Annotated in this window: 16 protein-coding genes and 1 pseudogene; 6 read left to right on the forward strand and 11 right to left on the reverse strand. The window is 40.2% G+C overall.

The annotated features are described in order from the left end of the window. Window positions 1–20: 20 nt before the first annotated feature. The 3 genes from purB to H5203_RS00940 all read left to right on the forward strand — a co-directional run bounded on the left by purB (window position 21) and on the right by H5203_RS00940 (window position 3090). Window positions 21–1391: an adenylosuccinate lyase gene (gene purB / locus H5203_RS00930; RefSeq protein ID WP_182819205.1), complete on the forward strand. Its 1371-nt coding sequence runs from the start codon at window positions 21–23 to the stop codon at window positions 1389–1391. An 82-nt stretch (window positions 1392–1473) separates the two neighbouring features. Next, the gene (locus tag H5203_RS00935; protein WP_182730630.1) at window positions 1474–2619 is read left to right on the forward strand and encodes a cupin domain-containing protein; all 1146 of its coding nucleotides are present in this window, start codon (window positions 1474–1476) and stop codon (window positions 2617–2619) included. A gap of 12 nt (window positions 2620–2631) precedes the next feature. Then, window positions 2632–3090 (forward strand): GNAT family N-acetyltransferase, encoded by a 459-nt coding sequence (locus H5203_RS00940; RefSeq protein WP_145233126.1) that lies wholly within the window; start codon window positions 2632–2634, stop codon window positions 3088–3090. 178 nt (window positions 3091–3268) lie between these two features. Here H5203_RS00940 and H5203_RS00945 read toward each other — a convergent pair whose 3' ends face one another. The 5 genes from H5203_RS00945 to H5203_RS00965 all read right to left on the reverse strand — a co-directional run bounded on the left by H5203_RS00945 (window position 3269) and on the right by H5203_RS00965 (window position 6532). Continuing rightward, window positions 3269–3724 carry a DUF4826 family protein gene (locus H5203_RS00945; RefSeq protein WP_220491234.1) on the reverse strand — a complete coding sequence of 152 codons (456 nt, stop codon included), beginning with the start codon at window positions 3722–3724 and terminating at the stop codon, window positions 3269–3271. A gap of 227 nt (window positions 3725–3951) precedes the next feature. Then, a complete protein-coding gene (locus H5203_RS00950) occupies window positions 3952–4743 on the reverse strand; it encodes an SDR family oxidoreductase (RefSeq protein WP_145233125.1) in 792 nt (263 codons plus the stop codon). 19 nt (window positions 4744–4762) lie between these two features. Beyond that, window positions 4763–5266, reverse strand: a complete 504-nt coding sequence (locus H5203_RS00955) for a DUF962 domain-containing protein (protein ID WP_182819206.1) — start codon at window positions 5264–5266, stop codon at window positions 4763–4765. An 89-nt stretch (window positions 5267–5355) separates the two neighbouring features. Further along, window positions 5356–5775: a hypothetical protein gene (locus H5203_RS00960; RefSeq protein WP_145233123.1), complete on the reverse strand. Its 420-nt coding sequence runs from the start codon at window positions 5773–5775 to the stop codon at window positions 5356–5358. 82 nt (window positions 5776–5857) lie between these two features. Beyond that, window positions 5858–6532 (reverse strand): Crp/Fnr family transcriptional regulator, encoded by a 675-nt coding sequence (locus tag H5203_RS00965; RefSeq protein ID WP_145233122.1) that lies wholly within the window; start codon window positions 6530–6532, stop codon window positions 5858–5860. A 51-nt stretch (window positions 6533–6583) separates the two neighbouring features. Here H5203_RS00965 and H5203_RS00970 point away from each other — a divergent pair, with 51 nt between their 5' ends. Beyond that, a complete protein-coding gene (locus H5203_RS00970; RefSeq protein ID WP_145233121.1) occupies window positions 6584–7894 on the forward strand; it encodes an amidohydrolase in 1311 nt (436 codons plus the stop codon). 107 nt (window positions 7895–8001) lie between these two features. Here H5203_RS00970 and H5203_RS00975 read toward each other — a convergent pair whose 3' ends face one another. Beyond that, complete coding sequence (locus H5203_RS00975) at window positions 8002–9888, reverse strand: peptidase M61 (protein WP_310736538.1); 1887 nt, start codon at window positions 9886–9888, stop codon at window positions 8002–8004. A gap of 387 nt (window positions 9889–10275) precedes the next feature. Between H5203_RS00975 and H5203_RS00980 the strand changes: the two genes are divergently transcribed. Continuing rightward, a complete protein-coding gene (locus H5203_RS00980) occupies window positions 10276–10905 on the forward strand; it encodes a trimeric intracellular cation channel family protein (protein WP_182819207.1) in 630 nt (209 codons plus the stop codon). 4 nt (window positions 10906–10909) lie between these two features. Here the strand turns inward: H5203_RS00980 and H5203_RS00985 are convergent. Further along, window positions 10910–11127: pseudogene (locus H5203_RS00985) on the reverse strand (ClbS/DfsB family four-helix bundle protein); the annotation flags it as partial. A gap of 274 nt (window positions 11128–11401) precedes the next feature. Continuing rightward, window positions 11402–11821: an MAPEG family protein gene (locus H5203_RS00990; protein ID WP_182819208.1), complete on the reverse strand. Its 420-nt coding sequence runs from the start codon at window positions 11819–11821 to the stop codon at window positions 11402–11404. Window positions 11822–12105: 284 nt separating this feature from the next. On the opposite strand from H5203_RS00990, the gene H5203_RS00995 reads away from it, so the two are divergent. After that, complete coding sequence (locus H5203_RS00995) at window positions 12106–13272, forward strand: DUF3103 family protein (RefSeq protein WP_182819209.1); 1167 nt, start codon at window positions 12106–12108, stop codon at window positions 13270–13272. Between the two features lie 130 nt (window positions 13273–13402). On the opposite strand, the gene H5203_RS01000 is transcribed toward H5203_RS00995, so the two are convergent. From H5203_RS01000 to H5203_RS01010, 3 genes are read right to left on the reverse strand one after another with little or no spacing between them, the layout of a single operon-like run. Beyond that, complete coding sequence (locus H5203_RS01000; protein ID WP_182819210.1) at window positions 13403–14524, reverse strand: ABC transporter permease; 1122 nt, start codon at window positions 14522–14524, stop codon at window positions 13403–13405. A 2-nt stretch (window positions 14525–14526) separates the two neighbouring features. Then, window positions 14527–17328 carry a ribosome-associated ATPase/putative transporter RbbA gene (rbbA, locus tag H5203_RS01005; protein ID WP_182819211.1) on the reverse strand — a complete coding sequence of 934 codons (2802 nt, stop codon included), beginning with the start codon at window positions 17326–17328 and terminating at the stop codon, window positions 14527–14529. Then, entirely contained in the window at window positions 17328–18332 is a 1005-nt protein-coding gene (locus H5203_RS01010; RefSeq protein WP_149982547.1) for an HlyD family secretion protein, read from the reverse strand. The genes rbbA and H5203_RS01010 overlap by 1 nt, the downstream gene beginning before the upstream one ends. Window positions 18333–18549: the final 217 nt, after the last annotated feature.

An 18549-nucleotide genomic window follows, 5' to 3' on the forward strand; every position in this document is an offset into this window, starting at 1 on the left:
ACTAAAATTTAGGAGTTATTATGGAGCTTTCAGCGTTAACAGCTATCTCTCCGGTGGATGGTCGCTACGGCAGCAAAACCACTGAACTACGCAGTATTTTCAGCGAATTTGGCTTGATAAAATACCGTGTAACAGTCGAAGTTCGTTGGTTACAAGCCCTTGCAGTAGCTGATGCGATCAAAGAAGTACCGGCATTTAGCGACGAAGCCAATGCTTTACTTAACGCGATTGTTGATAACTTCAGCGAAGCCGATGCGCAACGTGTAAAAGATATCGAGCGTACTACAAACCACGATGTTAAAGCCGTTGAATACTTATTAAAAGAAAAAGTAGCTGACAACGCCGAGTTACATGCAATTAATGAATTTATTCACTTTGCATGTACATCAGAAGACATCAATAACCTGTCTCACGGTTTAATGCTCACTGAAGCACGTAACGAAGTATTACTTCCTTACTGTGATCAACTACTTAATGCAATTAAAGAAAAAGCCATTGAGTACAAAGCAGTACCAATGATGACACGTACTCACGGTCAACCTGCAACACCTTCAACTATGGGCAAAGAATTTGCCAACGTATATATGCGTTTAAAGCGTCAACGTGACCAAATTGCACAAGTTGAAATGCTAGGTAAAATCAACGGTGCTGTAGGTAACTACAATGCTCACCTCAGTGCCTACCCTGATTACGATTGGCACAATCATGCTGAGCAATTTGTAACTAGCCTAGGGTTAACATTCAACCCATTTACAACGCAAATTGAACCGCATGACTACATTGCCGAGTTATTTGATGCGATTGCTCGCTTTAACACTATCTTATTAGATTTTGACCGTGATGCATGGGGCTATATAGCGCTAAATCACTTTAAACAAAAAACCATTGCGGGTGAAATTGGTTCATCAACTATGCCACATAAAGTTAACCCGATTGATTTTGAAAACTCAGAAGGTAACTTAGGTCTAGCAAATGCTATTTTCGCTCATCTAGCGCAAAAGCTGCCGGTATCTCGCTGGCAACGTGACCTTACTGACTCAACAGTACTGCGTAACTTAGGTGTTGGTATGGGTTATGCGCTAATTGCATACCAGTCAACCCTAAAAGGTGTAAGCAAGTTAGAAGTAAACGAGCAACGATTACTTGACGAGTTGGATCAGAACTGGGAACTGCTAGCAGAGCCAATTCAGACGGTAATGCGTAAATACGGCATCGAAAAACCATACGAAAAGCTAAAAGATTTAACCCGTGGTAAACGTGTAAATCAAGAGATCATGGCTGACTTCATCGATGGTTTAGAGTTACCGGAAGAAGCAAAAGTAGAAATGAAAAAACTAACACCGGCTAACTATATTGGTCGTGCTGTCGAGTTTATCGACAACCTAGTTTAAGCTTTCTGCGACAACTTATTTTATATACACTATAAAGCGAAAGGCTCTTGCCTTTCGCTTTTTTCATTTTAATGGGCGCAGCATGTATCAATTAACGATTAACGACTTATCCGAGCAAGACTTTCTAACACAGTATTGGCAAAAAAAACCGCTCTTGATCAAGCAAGGGTTTACAGACTTTGCCGACCCGCTTGATGCTAATGAGCTTGCCGGTCTTGCCATGGAAGAGAGCATTGAATCGCGTATTATCACTAATCATGATAATGACTGGCAAGCGCATCATGGCCCATTTGAAGATTTTGAATTACTAACCGAGCAACATTCTACCCTACTCGTACAAGCAGTCGATCATTGGCATCCTAATGCTGCGCAGCTGCTGGAACCATTTCGGTTTATTCCTAATTGGCGTATTGATGACCTAATGATCAGCTTTTCAACGCCTGGGGGTGGAGTCGGTCCGCATTTAGATCAATATGACGTATTTATTATTCAAGGTGAAGGCAAGCGTCATTGGCGTGTCGGTATGCCAGATAATAAACTAAAACAATTTGCACAAAATAAAAGTTTATTACAAGTTGAACAATTTCCAGCCGTGATTGATTGCATCCTAGAACCAGGCGATATTTTATACATCCCGCCGGGCTGCCCACATGAAGGTTATGCTGTAGAAAACGCATTAAACTACTCGATCGGATTTCGTGCACCAAATCAACGCGATCTATTATCAAACTTTGCTGATCACATTATTGATAAAGAAGCGGGAAATAGCCGTTATCAAGACCCTGCAATAACACTGCGCGATTCTAAAGGTGAGATCCAAGCTTGCGAAGTCGAAAACATTAAACTATTAATGCAAGCGGCCCTAAATGACGACGCATTACTTAAATCTTGGTTAGGTAATACACTTAGTCAACCTAAGCATGAAATGGATTTAATGCCGCCAGAAGATTTATTTAATAGTGAACAAATAGCTGAGCTATTGAATGATGATGATGTGATTTTTGAGCGCCTCGGTGGCACCCGTGCATTGTATCAAGTTTTTGAAAATGAAATACTTCTCAGCGTAAATGGTGAAAACTACCCACTCCCTGTTAGTGACTTAACTGCGGTTAAATTACTCACTGACCATACTATGGTGACAGCAGAGCAACTAAATAGTTCAAAAAATAGTTTAGTTTTTATACAAACCTTTACTACACTAATTAATGAGGGGATTTGGTTTTGCTAGGAGTGTGTTTGTATGGGCTATCATATCAACAAGGTAGAATGGGATATAGGCAAGGAGTTACTACAACAGATCAGAGAGCGGGTATTTGTATGTGAACTACATATTCCCAAACATATCGAGTTTGATAATCTTGATAGATATGCTCATCATATACTGGTAACAGATGACAGCCAAGGCCCAGTTGCAACAGGCCGATTATGTAGCGATGGCCTTATTGGCCGTATTGCGGTGCTGCCAGAGCACCGTAATCGCTCCGTCTATCGTTCATTGCTGAATTATATTGTTGAGCTTGCACAACAGCAGGGTTGTGATTGCGTCAGCATTAATTGTATTTTAAATGAGGTAGAACGATTTAAACGTAATGGCTTTGAACAACAAGGTTGTGTGTTTATGGAAGCAGGTATTCCACGGCTTCGTATGCAATGCCCCATTAATAAATTCAATACGAAACCATTTACACTGGTGCATTGATAAAAATTTATTAAAAATGGCCATCCTAGCGAGTTAAAAACCACCAATTTAACGCAATGGGCATTAAAAAAGCGAACATATTAATGTGTAACTCCACATAACACGTTCGCTTTTTTAATTTTTAAAGCTGTTCTTTATATTAAAATCTTTAAGTTAAAATTATAAATAAGCTTTCAGGTCAATTAACTTCGTTTGCCCACAGCTGTTCTTTTTCGTACATTTCATAAATACCATGCGCACGATTAATTAGTAGGTTTGCAAAATCAACTTTAGTTTTATCGTGTCCACCGGTTTGCATAATTTGATCTGCTTTTAACTGCCATTGCAGAGAAAAATATCGCAGCGCATCACGCGCATTTTCGGCAACTGATGCTAACGCATGATCAGTTGGTAAGCGACCGGTGATAACCCAATAACTTTTACCGTCTTGGCCTTTAAACTTCCATAGGGCACATAACGGAGCGATAAAGCGGCTTTCTTTTTCTAGCAAAGTTTTTGGCATTACGCCCTTCTCTGCTAAATGCTTTTGTGCATTTTGAAAACACTCACGTTGCCATGCAATACTTTGCTGCTTTGCTTGTTCTTGTTCTTCTGGTGTTAATTCTTTAAGTTGTTTTTGTTCCACAGTATTCATCACTCGTTTACATCATTTTAGCTACTTTAAGTGCATATAATTATCGGTGCAAGTATAAAAGACCAATTCCAGCGAGATCATAAGCGATCGCCTGTTTTTTCTACATTCTAACCCATCGTTCTACGCACAACTGTTTACTAATACTGCAAAAAAATCAATTTATAGCTAATTTATAAACTATAAAGCCGCTGTTAATGCATACCAGCACGGTGTTATTCATCGTTTGTTTAACGATAATTCTTTTTCGCTGTCATACGATTAAAAAAACTAGGAAAGAAACGTTTTATAGTCGGAGCCCAGCCACTGATCCCCTCGCCAACCACCACTTCATCTTTACGTTTAGCTATTGCACTGACCATTTGCTTCACAGCAGCCGTTACATCCATACCATTTTCAATGGAGTGTTCAGCCTTATTTTGCGCAATACCATGTTCATTAAGTGAATTATGAGCAATAGCCGTTTTTATAGAGCCTGGGCAGATAGTCAAACAATGAATGTTTTTATCGGCCACTTCAGCTCGCAAACAATCCATAAAACCAACGACTGCATATTTAGAGCCTGAGTAACCGGTTCTGAATTTAGAGCCAACTTTACCTGCGACACTACTGATTGATACTACACAGCCGCCGCCATTTTTAACCATACTCGGTAATACCGCTTTAGTTAGCGCAATCAAACCAAAATAGTTAACTTCCATAAGTTGACGATACACAATAAAGTCATTTTCTAAAAACAAACTACGCTGCGACACGCCACCATTATTAATTAAAATATCAACGTTACCAATCGTAGCCATACTATTTGCAACATACTCAAGTACCCGCTCAGGTTGTGATAAATCAAGAGGTATTACTTTGTGTTGTCCAGCCGGTAACTCGCTACAAAGTTGATTTAGTTTATCTGCACTTCTGGCTGATAAAATAATATTAGCGCCTAAGTGTGCTAACTGTATCGCTAACTCTTTACCAATACCTGATGATGCCCCGGTGATCCACACCGTTTTATTATTAAAGTTCATGCTCTACCTATGATTATTATTAAGGCTTTGTAGGACCCGCAATGTCTGTGATCTGTTGCTCGAGTTGTTTATATAGTCCGAGTAAAAAAAGCGCCTCAACAAGCACAAATAATGGCCCAATGATAAGCCCGATTATGTCATCAACAAAAGCTGGTTTTTTACCTTCAAAATAATGCCCAATAAACTGTAAAACCCAGCCAAAAATAAAAACACCTATACTAACAGCTAACCAGCTAGTAAAACTAAGTGATGCAATTGGCGCAGCCGCTATACTCATTACTACTAAAATAACAGCCATTATCAAACCTAGTGAGACATTAAGCAGTAAATAATAAATCACAGTAGCTAACACAAAAACATGAGCGCCATTGATAACATGATCAGCAACCGGTAAATAAATACGCGCTAATAAACACAATACAGCGTATACAATGAGTGGAATACCAAAAAAGTGTGTGAGTACATTGCGTTTTGAACGGTGATATAAGCCATAATTGCCCAGTTGTTGTTGCAGTGTTTTCATTTTCTTTACTTTATATAATTATCTTATTATTTACTTTAGCAGTTAACACAACGTAACAATGTCTTCTAGCCGACATTTGTAAAATCCACTTATACAAATGCGCTTATGATTTTACCTTTATCGTGATCCGGAGTTTTAGATTGTAACTCACGGCCTTTTTGATATTCTTGTCCAAGCATTTTTTGTAACGATTCCATTTGTTTTGCTAATTCGTCATTCCCCCCTCCCTGCTCTTGTATTTTTTCTGTCAGCTTTTCAATCGCGGCCTTAAGTTCAGCTATTTTATCTTTATCAACACCTAATCGTTGATAAATAAGCGCTTCATTTGCTTTTTCTAAAAAGTCTTTTCCATATAAAGGGTTTTTAGGGCTGCTAACAGTATTAGCTTGGCTATTTATTGCCGTTTCTGGCAATTCGGTTGCCGCTTTAGGATGGCTTATGCTTTTCGCTTGCACAGGAGGGTTATAAGGTTCTGTCCGGTACTGATTATTAAATATTAGTGAGCTCATTGCTTCAAATCCATTGATAGTTTTATTTTATAAAGCAAATTTAAGGCCAATGTACTTATATCAGGTAAAAATAATAACGCAGCTAATGTACAAGTAAAGCCAGCTGTTGTTTATCAAGAATTTCTATACGCTGGTAATGCAGGGAAATAAGCTTTTTTTCACTTAATAACTGCAAGATTTGATTAATAGTTTGACGAGTTAAATAGGTCATATCTGCGAGTTGTTGCTGCGATAACATAATAGTAGCGGTATTACTGGGCAGCGACATGGTTGCCATCATAACCAGCCGTTTGCAGACTTTTTGCTGGGCAGTTAATAAAGCATGATCTTCTAATGAAGTGAACAGCAGCCGCATTTTTTGTGAAAGTAAAACACCAAAATCATGCCAGTAAATAGGCGTGATTGCTAATAATTGTATCAGTGCCCGATGCGGTACATGTAGCAATCGAGCGGGTGTTTGTGCATAAACATCGTGGGTACGCAAACCACCATCAAATAAAGCAACTTCACCAAACCAAATAGCGGGATCTATAAAACTCAGTACCGCTTCTTTACCTTCTCCATTTACTCCACTAACTCGCATAACTCCATTAACAACAGCGTATAAACCCGCATTTTCATCTCCTCTTAAAAATAATGCTTCACCCGCATCGAGTTTAATTACTTTTGCATGTAACAATAGCTGGTGTTGAAATTCTTTAGAGCGGCTACTAAACCAATTTCCTTGGTTAACTATCGCACGGTCCTGTTCATTCATATCGGTTTACTCTACATTAGTTTTAATAATCAAATAATAAAAGGGATCACTATGTTACACAAAGTTATTTACAGCGGCTTATTGCTAAGTACGTTATCTGCACCAAGTTTTGCAGCTGCTCCTGATCAACAGCTCAACAAGAATCTAAAAAAAGCTAACCACAGTGTAAGTGAAAAAGTGATCACTTGGCGACGCCATCTTCACCAATACCCAGAGCTTAGTAACCGCGAATTTGAAACGGCTAAATACATTACTAAACATTTAAAAGCACTGGGGCTCGAAGTACAAACTGGGATAGCCCATACGGGTGTAGTTGCTAAACTCAAAGGTGGTAAAAAAGGCCCTTTAGTGGCGCTGCGTGCCGATATGGACGCCCTGCCTGTCACTGAGCAAGTTGATTTACCGTTTGCTTCAACTCAGACCTCAACCTACCGTGGTAACGAAGTCGGTGTTATGCACGCCTGCGGCCATGATAACCATGTCGCTATTCTAATGGCTGTAGCTGAATCGTTGGCTAAAATTCAAGATGACTTAGCGGGTGATGTATTATTTGTCTTTCAACCAGCTGAAGAAGGTGCCCCAGAAGGTGAAGAAGGCGGTGCTGAACTCATGCTAAAAGAAGGCTTATTTAAAGAAAAACCTGACGCCGTGTTTGGTTTACATGTAACCAGTTCATTAAACACAGGCCAAATTGGCTTCCGTGAAGGCCCGCTTATGGCCAGTGAAGATTCATTTACAATTAATGTACAAGGCCGCCAAACTCATGGTTCACGACCATGGAATGGTGTTGATCCGATTGTTGCATCATCACAAATAATTATGGCCACACAAACAATTTCATCTCGCCAAGTTGATGTTACTAAAGCGCCGTCAGTTATTTCGTTTGGTGCTATTAATGGCGGCGTACGTTCCAATATCATTCCGGATAGTGTCGAGTTAATTGGCACTATTCGCACCTTTGACCAAGCAATGCGCGCTGATATCAAAAAGCGTTTAGTGAAAACAGCTGAAATGGTCGCTGAATCCGGTGGTGCTAAAGCTGATGTACATATCGACCACGGCTACCCTGTCACCGTAAACGATGTAAAACTCACGCAAAAAATGACGCCAACACTAACTAAAGTTGCTGGGGCTGAGAATATCATTACCACTGATTTGATCACCGGCGCTGAAGATTTCAGCTATTACGCTTTAGAAACTCCTGGATTGTTTTTCTTTTTAGGTGTTACCCCACAAGGTCAAGATGCAAAAACGGCAGCAAGTAATCATTCACCACAGTTTTTCGCTGACGAGCAAGCACTGCAATTAGGCGTGAATGCGATGACGCAGTTAGTTGTGGATTACTTTGCGATGAAAAAATAACCAGAACTCCAACGTACATGCTAAATCATAATCGGTTAGCATAAAATAAATATACCCACACTCTGTGGGTATATTTAAAAGTATTGATAAACCTACGCGGATTTATTTTATCGTGCGGTTAGTAGCTGTGATAAATAGTCAGGCTTACCTTCAATGCGTTCAAGGTGAGGATATTTAAGGCCATCATGATAATCGATCTGGATTTCACTGTACTGATCAAAGTTTTTCACCAAGAGCTTAATTGGCGCTTTTGAGCCTTTAGCATCCGTCACTGCATCTTTGAGTGCATCAGCACTAAATTGAGTATTATTAACGGCAACAATTTGCATACTTGGCGCAAGACCCGCATTAAATGCAGGGCTATCCCATAATACGTCACGCATTTTGCCTTCTTTATTTACCGAGAAGCCCAGAGAATAAAGTAAATCAGTTGATTTATAGCGGCTTTCAATTGCTTTAATGCCCTCAGAGGCTTTATCGTTATAGGTCAATTTCCAACCTTGGTCTTCCAGTGATTTAGATAAGTTAACATGGCCTTTTAAACGCGAATTAATAAAGTCATCCCATTGATACTTTTCAATACCATTAAGCGTGTTAATCACATCATCAAATTTGTAGGTCAACACATTCCAATCACCCGGGTTTACGCCAAAAAAGTTGTGGGCAAAATCATCTAATGAATGACTGTTGTTACTCAATTCACGTAATTTTGCATCAACCGCAAACCAAATTAATTCTCCACCAGAGTAATAGTCTTCGCTCATTTGATAACTACGATAAGGCAAAGATGAACGCTGAGCGATAGTTGGATCGTTGGTTGTATCTAAAATATTACGCCATGCCATGCCAGGGCGTCCTTGGTCGTAGGTTGCACCTAAACGAGCTAGCATATCCATCGCATTTTCTTGGCTCCAAAGTCCTGAACGAGCCGCAATGACTTGCCCCCAAAACTGTGTTTGCCCTTCATATACCCATAAACCATTAGCTTCTTTAACTTGGTTATAGGTCGGTGTCCATAATGCGTCAGGGCGACGATATTTACCATTCCATGAATGATTAAATTCGTGTGCTAATAAATCGCGACCGACCCATGACTTATCCCAGTCAGAAAAATAATTTTCTTTCGCGCTATTTTCACTTGAGCGATGATGTTCCATGCCGATGCCGCCTAACTTATCTGTCAGGGCAAGTAAAAAGTCATAATGATCAAAGTGATGTGCACCATAAAGCGCATACATTTGTTGAATAAGCTCACGGTGTGCTGTTAACCCTTCTGCACTGATCTCAAGATCTTTTTCTTTATCGGCAAAGACATTTAAGAACACCGGAGTATCTGCATTTGGGTTTAAATCAACACGCTTATAGTGGCTACCGGCAAACATTGGCGAGTCTACAAGGTTTTCAAAATCAATTCCCTCAAAGGTAACTGTATTGCCTTTTTGCGAAGATTTTTCAAGTGCAGTAGCAAACTGCCACCCTTTTGGTAACGTTACACTCGGTTGAAATTTAATTTTACGGCTATAGTGCCCAGCAGGGTAAAGCGCTACTGTATCCCATTGTAAATTGAGCATTTCTGGCGTCATCATAACGCGCCCTTGCTCTGAACTTTGTGGTGACAAGAATTGATATTCAACATGCAACTCACGTACACCTTTAGGAACCTTAAGATTAAAAGCATATACATTGCCAGGATCTCGTTGCCATTCGATCACTTTACCTTTTGCTGACATTTTTAATCCAGCCAACTGACTTATTGGTCCAACTGGTGAGTGATGTCCAGGTATCCATTGTGGATAAAGCAAAGTCATTTCACCAGCATTAACAGGGATAGTTTCGTTTATTTTAAAAATACGATGAGCTAGATCTGTGGCATCAACCGCTATTTTTATAGTGCCGGAATATGGGGTATCAATCGGGTTTGGAACATCAGCAAACGCTGGAAGCGTAAAGCCCATAACAGAGCTGAGGGCAGCAGCAAAAACATGTTTATTCACTTACTTCTCCAATTAGAGAGGCGCAAAGCACGCGCATTAGATGGGTATTGTCCTAGTAATTTGAGTGCAAAACACTCGATAACCTCCCTTTTACTTTCAGAAACTTCTGAAACAACCAACATCAGTTATAACTATAACAACAGCTAATAGCAATTATTTATGGACGAACAACCATTTAATGCGTTCAATTTACTTGCGCTTTAAGTCAATTTATAGTGCCGAATTTAGCTGTATCAGCGCTTATTTGCATTCTTGTACTGAGAATATAAGAGCGCTGCAAGCACTGTTTTAAAACTTAATCATGCACCATACCTATGTTCAGGCTAAATAAATCATCAGTACGCTATTCTAATAGGCTACTTTTTTGGTAATGGTATGGAGACCACAATGGCATCTGACTATTTTCATTTGTTAAATTTGATCGGGGTAGCGTTTTTTGCCATCTCAGGTACTCTGATGGGCCATGAAAAAAACATTGGAGGTTTTGGTGTTGTGGTTGTCGCGTCAGTAACAGCGCTCGGCGGCGGCACACTGCGCGACGTATTATTAAACCACCCAGTATTTTGGATAGCCGAACCGGATTATTTATACGCAACATACAGCGCCATATTTATCGCCGTAATATTTATTCGTCATTTACCTCACGTATCAAACTATTACATGTTGCTGGTCGATGCTTTGGGCATGGCAATTTTTAATATTGTTGGCATTGAAAAATCCTTAATCGAAGGCACTACGATGATTGTGGCTATTACTATGGGCATGACCACGGGCATCTTTGGTGGTCTAATGCGCGATGTAATATGCCGTGAAGTCCCGCTTGTCATGCGCGAAGAGCTCTACTCCACCGCGTGTCTATCTGGCGGCTTAACTTATGCCACACTGTTTCTATTAGAAGTACCTTATGTTTGGTGTATTTTAGGCGCACTCTTTATTACCGTATTTTTACGGCTCGGTGCCCTACACTGGGGATGGCAACCAAATATATTTAGAAAAAGGTCGGTTAGAAAGCAATAGTTTGCTATGTGAAGTTCCGATTAAAACGCCGAACTTTTGTACGTACCTTTTTCATCGATGATGACGTATTAAACTGAATTTTACGTCCCAATGTCGATTTTTCGTACCACGATACAGCATACAATTCATAGTTATTTAAGCTGAAATAAGCAAGAGTATATCGTTTGCCTTAAATTCAAGCTCCATAAGTAGATCATCGTATTTCCAGTCTCGATACTCTTGTTATTGGGTCAGGATTTGCTTTGTGAAGTCAGCCATTTATAGGTGGAAATATGATACTTTTAGGCACCTTGTCTTATTTTACCCTTATTTTTTCAACTGTGTTTGCCTCTATTTACTTATCCGTTGCTTTAGCTGACTCTTTTTTATAAGGTGTTGTGCTGGTGACTATTGGTTCGTTAATTTGCTTTTGGGTTACTCGCACAAAAAAACCTGTAGTAGATAATTAAATTAAAAAACGAGAAGCAAATAATGCTTCTCGCTTTATCAGGTTTTATTAGCTGGCTAATCTTAGCCCTAGCATCACCAACATAACTAGATTCGCAATCACGCCAATCAAAAAGAAGTAGCTACGCGGGCTGGGGTTTTTCTCTGTGGCAATGGCGTAATACAGTGCCATATGAATTAAACGTGCAATGACGTAAACCCAAATACAGATTGCAAAAACCGAACTGTGGTAATTAATCACAAAAGCAAATAAAACCGTTCCTATAAATAACGCACTGTTTTCTAATGTATTATGAAAGGTGCGATGCGCTCTAAATATAAAACTCTCATGAGATAGGTCTTTATCAATTTTTCCTGGAACAGCGCCAGGCTGTTTGGTTTTACTAAACGTCGCCACTGCCCACTGTACTAACACCATAATTAAATATAAATAAAATGCTAAAAACGCTGAATGTGCTATATCGGTCATTGTTTAATCCTTTGTGTTGTTATTAGAGTAGTAGTTACAGCAACTATCAAGCCATATATAAGCCACTGATGTATATAATAATTACTTTTCCGCAAAATAACTTTTTGTAATAGATTCACTCTTTATATAAAACTTACTTTATAACAGCTGCTTGGTATTTATGTAGCATAGGCATAAGCGCCACCACAAAAACAATGCTAATTACGTACTTTATAAATTTTGTTTGATTATTTATTCTAAGTATTGTTTTATAGCGTTACTGATAACGGAACAGTAAAATAAATATGATGAATAAAATAACCAAATGCTTGGCAACCTTAGCGCTATTGAACTGTGTATCAGCGCCCGCTTTTTCAGCTCAATATGAAATCGAAAAAGGTGAAAACTTGTCTAAGTTGGCGCAATACAAAGACGTAACCACCATTAAACGCAATTTCGCAAAACAAATAGCGCTTAATTACAGTGTATTAAACGCTGATCTTAAACAAACGCTAAGCCAATATAAACTGGTTTTGAATGCGGATCAGCTACCGTCTTTAGGCATGCACACACAACAAAATACTCGTTTAGCAAACAGCGCATTACAACAGCTTAAAGGTTTACCACAAAACACCGGTAGTTTGTTACAAGTGCGTTTGGCTAGCGATGAAATGCTTAACGCTTGGCAGCAAGGCGAACGCCCTTTATTTGCATTTGCACCTGCTGGTGACGATTCGCAATGGAGCGAGATTGAAGCGTTCGATCAGTTTGGTGACATTCACTATCTTAGTGTTGATCAAATGCCGACCCAACCTGTATTTATTGTCGAATTAGATCAACAAAAAGTACAAGATGCGGGTATTGCAGTAATGAGAGGAATTTTATCTGCTAACAAATTCAGTAAAACCACGGTTAGTCCACAAAACCAGTTAAGCAATGAACAACCCCTGCAAACCAGTGTATTGAAAAAAATACGCTTAGAAGATGACAAAGAACCTTGGATCTCAGGTGGTGCTGAAATTTATGCCATTGTAACGGGTATCGACCCGACCCGAGATGAACCAATATTAGATATCGTTGATTTACCTTATTTAGATCATGACAAAACCGATTACAGCCCTAATCAGGTTTTAATTCATTGGCAGCGTTATCGTTGGCAAGCGGTCGATTTACTCTTAATGGAACAAGATGACAACACCAACTATAAAACTCTAGCAATAAAATTATTAGAAATATCAGAGCAAGTAATGGCGAGCATTCCTGATTTACAAGCGCAAGGTTATGCCATTATCCCTAAGCTGACCAATGAACTACTAAAAGCAATGCCGGATGAATGGTTTACTAATAATGACGATTATGTTGATGCTTTTTACACGCTGTTTGAAAACAAAGACTATCAAGAATATAAAGGAGCAAGCAGTAATGCGACCATTACGCTGTCTCCTTTAGAAATTAACCCAAGACTAAACTAAGTCATCCCCATTCGCTTAATTATTATTGCGGATGGTATCTTCAGTAGCCACCCATTAGCGCTTTAACGTTAACGGGTGGCTTTATCTTAAACAGCCACTTTTTTGAAAACACGCGTTATATTTTAATACCCTAACCTTGCGCCACTGATTTACGAAAGCGCATTAATGCAACAGTAAAAAACACACTGCCAATAACAACTAACGCTAAAAAGTAAGGCCAAACTACATCCCACCCTGCCCCTCGGTATAAAATTGCTTGAGCAAATTTTACAAAATGCGTTGTTGGCGCCAATAACATAATATTTTGCACCACCTCAGGCATACTTTCTCGCGGCGTAACACCGCCAGAGAGCATTTGTAATGGTAATAAAATTAAGATCATCAATAACCCGAGTTGCGGCATAGTGCGCGCCTGCGTTCCCAACAATATACCCAGCGATGTGGTCGCAAATAAATGAATAGCAACGCCAAATAAAAATAAGCCTGGCGAGCCATGAATAGGCACTTGTAACAAACCTTCGATCACAATAAATAATGAAAACGTAGTCAGTAATAAAATCACTAACCCATTGGCCCAAATTTTCGCCATCACTATTTCAAAGGGGCTTAACGGCATCACTAATAAATGCTCTAATGTGCCGTGTTCGCGTTCACGGATCACCGCGGCGCCAGTTAAAATAATCGAAATCATTGTGATCACGTTCATTAATTCCATCACGCTACCAAACCATACACTTGTCATGTTTGGATTAAACATAATGTGCGCCGATTGCTTTATTGGCAGTGAATAAACGGTTCGATAACCTTGCACAAACTCATTTACTTCGCCTTTAATAATGGTTTGAATATAGTTATCACCAATAAATGCTTGCGACATGCGCGTAGCATCTATATTTACTTGAATCGTAGGTTGCTTAGCTGCAAGTACATCACGCTCAAAATAAGGCGGGATATTAAGCACAAAAGTATAACGGCCATTATCCATAGCTGAGTCAACATCGCTTAATGAAATACTGTCTGGTGTTTTAAAGTAAGGCTCATAAAAGGCATTAATAATACGCTTAGATAATTGCGATTGGTCGTGATCAACAACTGCAATCGGCGCATTATTTAACTCTATCGACGTGGCTGAAGCCACCACATAAATCAGCCCAGTAAAAGCAAAAAAAACGAATAGCAGCAAAATCTTATCACGCCATAAACTACGCAACTCTTTAATACCTAAATTAATAATGTTTCCGCGACGTTGCATGGCTATTTGTCCTGCTTTGGAAGTAAAAATACACTGGCCAGAGTCAGCACGGGTATAAAAGCGAATAAAGGCAGTAGCTGGGCTGATAAATCAGAAAAATTAAGTGCTTTATTAAAGACCCCCCGACACGCCTCTAAAAAGTAGGTGGTCGGAAACAGTTTGCCAATAATCGCACCAAACCCTTCTAAGGAAGAAACGGGGTCAATTAGCCCACAAAAGTTAACGGCAATCATCAACACAACCACCGTAGTAGCTGCCAATGCTGAAATTTGTGTTTTTGTAAAAGCCGAAATTAATAGCCCCACTCCCGTAGTCGCTGTAACGTATAATAATGCAGCCAAACTAAGCGCCCAAAAGCTGCCTTTTAGCGCCACACCAAACACGGTAATAGCAAGTGCGACTAAGCCAAAAAAGCTGATCATACTCACTAAAATGTAAGGCAGCTGTTTGCCAATAATAAATTCCAGCCGGTTAACCGGTGTGACATATAAGTTTATAATTGAACCTAACTCTTTTTCCCGCACTACGCCAAGCGCCATCAATATCGCAGGAATAAATACCAATAGTAGTGGAATAACCGCCGGCACCATGGCCTCAATGCTTTTAAAATCTTGGTTATAACGATAGCGAGATTCAATATTAGCTGGCACTAAATTGGGTACCTGTGCGTAAGTGCGCAAAGATAAGTTGGTTAAATAGCTATAATACACGCCGCTCATATAACCATTAATCGTTTCTGCCCTAAACGGCATAGAACCATCAATCCACACTACAATTTCAGGTTTACGGCCGCGTTTAAATTGCTGAGCAAAGTTAGGTGGAATTTCAACGGCCACGCTTAACTCGCCACTGCGCATTCGTTTATCAAGTTCTTGCGGGCTTTTAATATCTGCTTTTTGAATAAAGTAACGTGAACCTGCCATATTTTGAATGTAGTTGCGGCTCTCGGGCGATTGGTCTTGATCTAGTACCGCAAAGCTTAAATCTTCAACATCAAATGTAATGCCGTAACCTAAAATAAACAGCAAAATTATCGAGCCCAGTAAAGCAAACGTTAGGCGAATAGGATCGCGCCATAACTCTAGCGTTTCGCGATGCGCATAACCAAATAGCCGCAACAAACTAAATGTGGGGTTAGTGTTATTTTTACGAGTAGCGGGCGCTTTAGCCAATACTTTGGGTTTATCAGTTATCGATGCTTGTAACGCCGAGCTTGCTCCGGCTGCATTTACTGCTTCTTCTAAATATGCAATAAAAGCAGCTTCTAATGTGTCGGTATTACGCGCTCGGCACAGTGCAGCTGGCGTATCGCTGGCAAGTATTTTACCTGCATGCATTAACGAAATTCTATCGCAACGAGCCGCTTCATCCATAAAGTGAGTCGAAATAAAAATAGTCACGCCTTGTTCGCGCGAAAGCTCAATGAGTAGCTGCCAAAAGTCATCCCTTGCAACGGGGTCTACACCCGATGTGGGCTCATCAAGTATGAGCATTTCAGGGCTATGTACTACCGCAACAGCAAGCGATAAACGCTGGCGAATACCTAGGGGCAAATCGGTAGGAAAATCGTCACTGTATTTTTTAAGGTTAAACCGAGTAATTAAATCTTTAACGCGCGGCTCTATTTTCTCTGCGGGTAAGTGAAATAAACGAGCATGTAATACCAAGTTTTGCTTCACTGTAAGCTCGTTATAAAGCGAAAACGCTTGCGACATAAAACCAACGCGTTTGCGGCTTTCGATGTTATTGGCATCGACCTTTTCACCAAACAATTTTGCTTCGCCACTGGTTGCCGGTTGTAACCCCGTAAGCATTTTCATTGTGGTAGTTTTTCCACAGCCATTTGAGCCTAAAAAGCCAAAAATTTCACCTTGTTCAATACTCAAGCTCACGTTGTTAACAGCGGTAAAATCACCAAATGTTTTACATAATCCATTTGCTTCTATAGCGAACTGGGTTGTGTTTAAGTCTTGTTTACGAGGTGGCACAACTAACCGCTGATGATCATGGCGTTTTTCTTCAGGAAGTAATGCTATAAACGCCTCATCAAGCGATTCTTTGTTAGTTTGTGCTTTTAGATTTTGTGGGCTGCCCGTACCGATTACTTTTCCATCGTCCATAGCGACTAGCCAATCAAAATCATCGGCTTCTTCCATGTAGGCGGTCGCAACCAGTACGCTCATCTGTGTATTTTCAGCGCGGATACTGTTTATTAATTGCCAAAATTGACGACGCGATAGCGGATCAACCCCGGTTGTTGGCTCATCTAAAATCAATAATTGAGGGTCATGGATCAATGCGCAGCACAAACCGAGTTTTTGTTTCATCCCGCCAGAGAGCTTTTCTGCGGGGCGATCTGCAAATGCCTCTAAGCCTGTACTTTTTAAAAGGTTATTAATTCGTTGATTGCGCTCTGCTTTATTTTGAGAAAAAAGGCGACCAAAAAAATCTATATTTTCAAACACAGAAAGTGTTGGGTACACATTTTTGCCAAGCCCTTGAGGCATGTAAGCAATACGTGGCGACACCATATTACGAAAACCACTGCTACGCATATTGCCACTTAATACCTCGGCCTCCCCATCTTGAATCGCCCTTGCCCCTCCGATAAGTGCCAGCAAGCTTGATTTTCCTACGCCATCAGGGCCTATAAACCCAACCATTTTCCCGGCAGGTAATGAAATGCTAATGTTGTCCAGCACGCGATTATTAGCATAGCGATGACTCACCTTAGTAAGCGTAACTACACTTTCAAGAGGTGGCTGTTGCGCGTTTTTATCGGTGTTATTATTAGCGTTATCCATTATTCAGGTACTCGTACCTGTAACGACGTAGGCCAATTTTTTTCAGGTGCTAGCAACACATAAGCAAGCCCTGGCACCCCTGTTTTTACTTGTTTGATATGATCTTTTAATAACTGCGAGTCGAGCTTTACCTTAACCCTAAACATCAGTTTATCGCGCTCGTTTCGGGTTTCTACCGATTTAGGGGTAAATTGCGCCTGTGCAGATACAAACGTCACTTTAGCCGGCAATGTATACTCGGCAACAGCATCAATAACAATGCGCGCTTGTGAGCCTATTGTTACCTTGCCCGCTTGCGCTGTTGGTAAATATATACTCATATAAACATCGGTTAAATCTAATAACGATAAAACCTTGCCACCACTGCCAAGCACTTCTCCAGGCTCAGCTAATCGATACAATATGCGTCCATTGATTGGTGCTGTGAGCGTGCTGTCGGCTATGTTGCTTTGTAATCGCTCAATACGTGCCTGCGCTGCTTCTATTTCAGCATCCGACTGCACAACTTTTACGTTTGCCGCGGTTAAAGCAGCTTGCGCAATAGCAGAGGTGGTTCGTTGTTGATCAACCACTTCTTTTGAAATATGGCCTTTTTCCAATAATTTTGCAGAGCGGCGCAATTCAGTTTGTGCAAAATTAAGCTCACTTTTATGCTGCTCTACAATCGCTAATGCGTATTTACGAGACTCATTGGCAACACGAAGCCCCGCCTCAGCTTCACGTAACTGTGCGTTTAAATCATCAGTGTCAATAACCGCTAACGTTTGACCCGCTTTAACCATATCGCCTTCTTGCACCATAACATCAACTAAGCGGCCCGGTAATTTTGTAGCAATATCGTACTCAGTCGCTTCAATTCGCCCATTCCCATAGGCAACACTGTCAGGGAGTTGTTCAGCAAATGATGTAGGCTGCAAGGTTTGCCAAGCATACCAGCCAGCCCCGCCCACAATGACCAAAACAGCGAGCTTACTCAAAGATTTGAACGTTGATTTAATTGTCATGTGCTAAAACTCCATGTATGTAAAAAGTATATAAGTGAGGGTAGTCAAGGTAAAAATTTTTAGGATACAGCACGCTATTTGTTATATAAAAGCAACCCTGCTTTGTAAGTACAACAAGGGTAGTTGTAATAAGCGATTTAAACGAACTTAAAAATCCAGCGTCACTAATTTACCACTCTCACCGTTAATAAAGATGATGTGGATCAATATAAATTAG

The sequence above is a fragment of the Pseudoalteromonas sp. SG41-1 genome (assembly GCF_014164575.1).
GTDB classification, from domain to species: domain Bacteria; phylum Pseudomonadota; class Gammaproteobacteria; order Enterobacterales; family Alteromonadaceae; genus Pseudoalteromonas; species Pseudoalteromonas rhizosphaerae.

Coding starts and splice junctions, on each gene's coding strand:
- purB (WP_182819205.1), top strand. CDS start 21: ATGGAGCTTTCAGCGTTAACAGCTATCTCTCCGGTGGATGGTCGCTAC.
- H5203_RS00935 (WP_182730630.1), top strand. CDS start 1,474: ATGTATCAATTAACGATTAACGACTTATCCGAGCAAGACTTTCTAACA.
- H5203_RS00940 (WP_145233126.1), top strand. CDS start 2,632: ATGGGCTATCATATCAACAAGGTAGAATGGGATATAGGCAAGGAGTTA.
- H5203_RS00945 (WP_220491234.1), bottom strand. CDS start 3,724: ATGAATACTGTGGAACAAAAACAACTTAAAGAATTAACACCAGAAGAA.
- H5203_RS00950 (WP_145233125.1), bottom strand. CDS start 4,743: ATGAACTTTAATAATAAAACGGTGTGGATCACCGGGGCATCATCAGGT.
- H5203_RS00955 (WP_182819206.1), bottom strand. CDS start 5,266: ATGAAAACACTGCAACAACAACTGGGCAATTATGGCTTATATCACCGT.
- H5203_RS00960 (WP_145233123.1), bottom strand. CDS start 5,775: ATGAGCTCACTAATATTTAATAATCAGTACCGGACAGAACCTTATAAC.
- H5203_RS00965 (WP_145233122.1), bottom strand. CDS start 6,532: ATGAATGAACAGGACCGTGCGATAGTTAACCAAGGAAATTGGTTTAGT.
- H5203_RS00970 (WP_145233121.1), top strand. CDS start 6,584: ATGTTACACAAAGTTATTTACAGCGGCTTATTGCTAAGTACGTTATCT.
- H5203_RS00980 (WP_182819207.1), top strand. CDS start 10,276: ATGGCATCTGACTATTTTCATTTGTTAAATTTGATCGGGGTAGCGTTT.
- H5203_RS00990 (WP_182819208.1), bottom strand. CDS start 11,821: ATGACCGATATAGCACATTCAGCGTTTTTAGCATTTTATTTATATTTA.
- H5203_RS00995 (WP_182819209.1), top strand. CDS start 12,106: ATGATGAATAAAATAACCAAATGCTTGGCAACCTTAGCGCTATTGAAC.
- H5203_RS01000 (WP_182819210.1), bottom strand. CDS start 14,524: ATGCAACGTCGCGGAAACATTATTAATTTAGGTATTAAAGAGTTGCGT.
- rbbA (WP_182819211.1), bottom strand. CDS start 17,328: ATGGATAACGCTAATAATAACACCGATAAAAACGCGCAACAGCCACCT.
- H5203_RS01010 (WP_149982547.1), bottom strand. CDS start 18,332: ATGACAATTAAATCAACGTTCAAATCTTTGAGTAAGCTCGCTGTTTTG.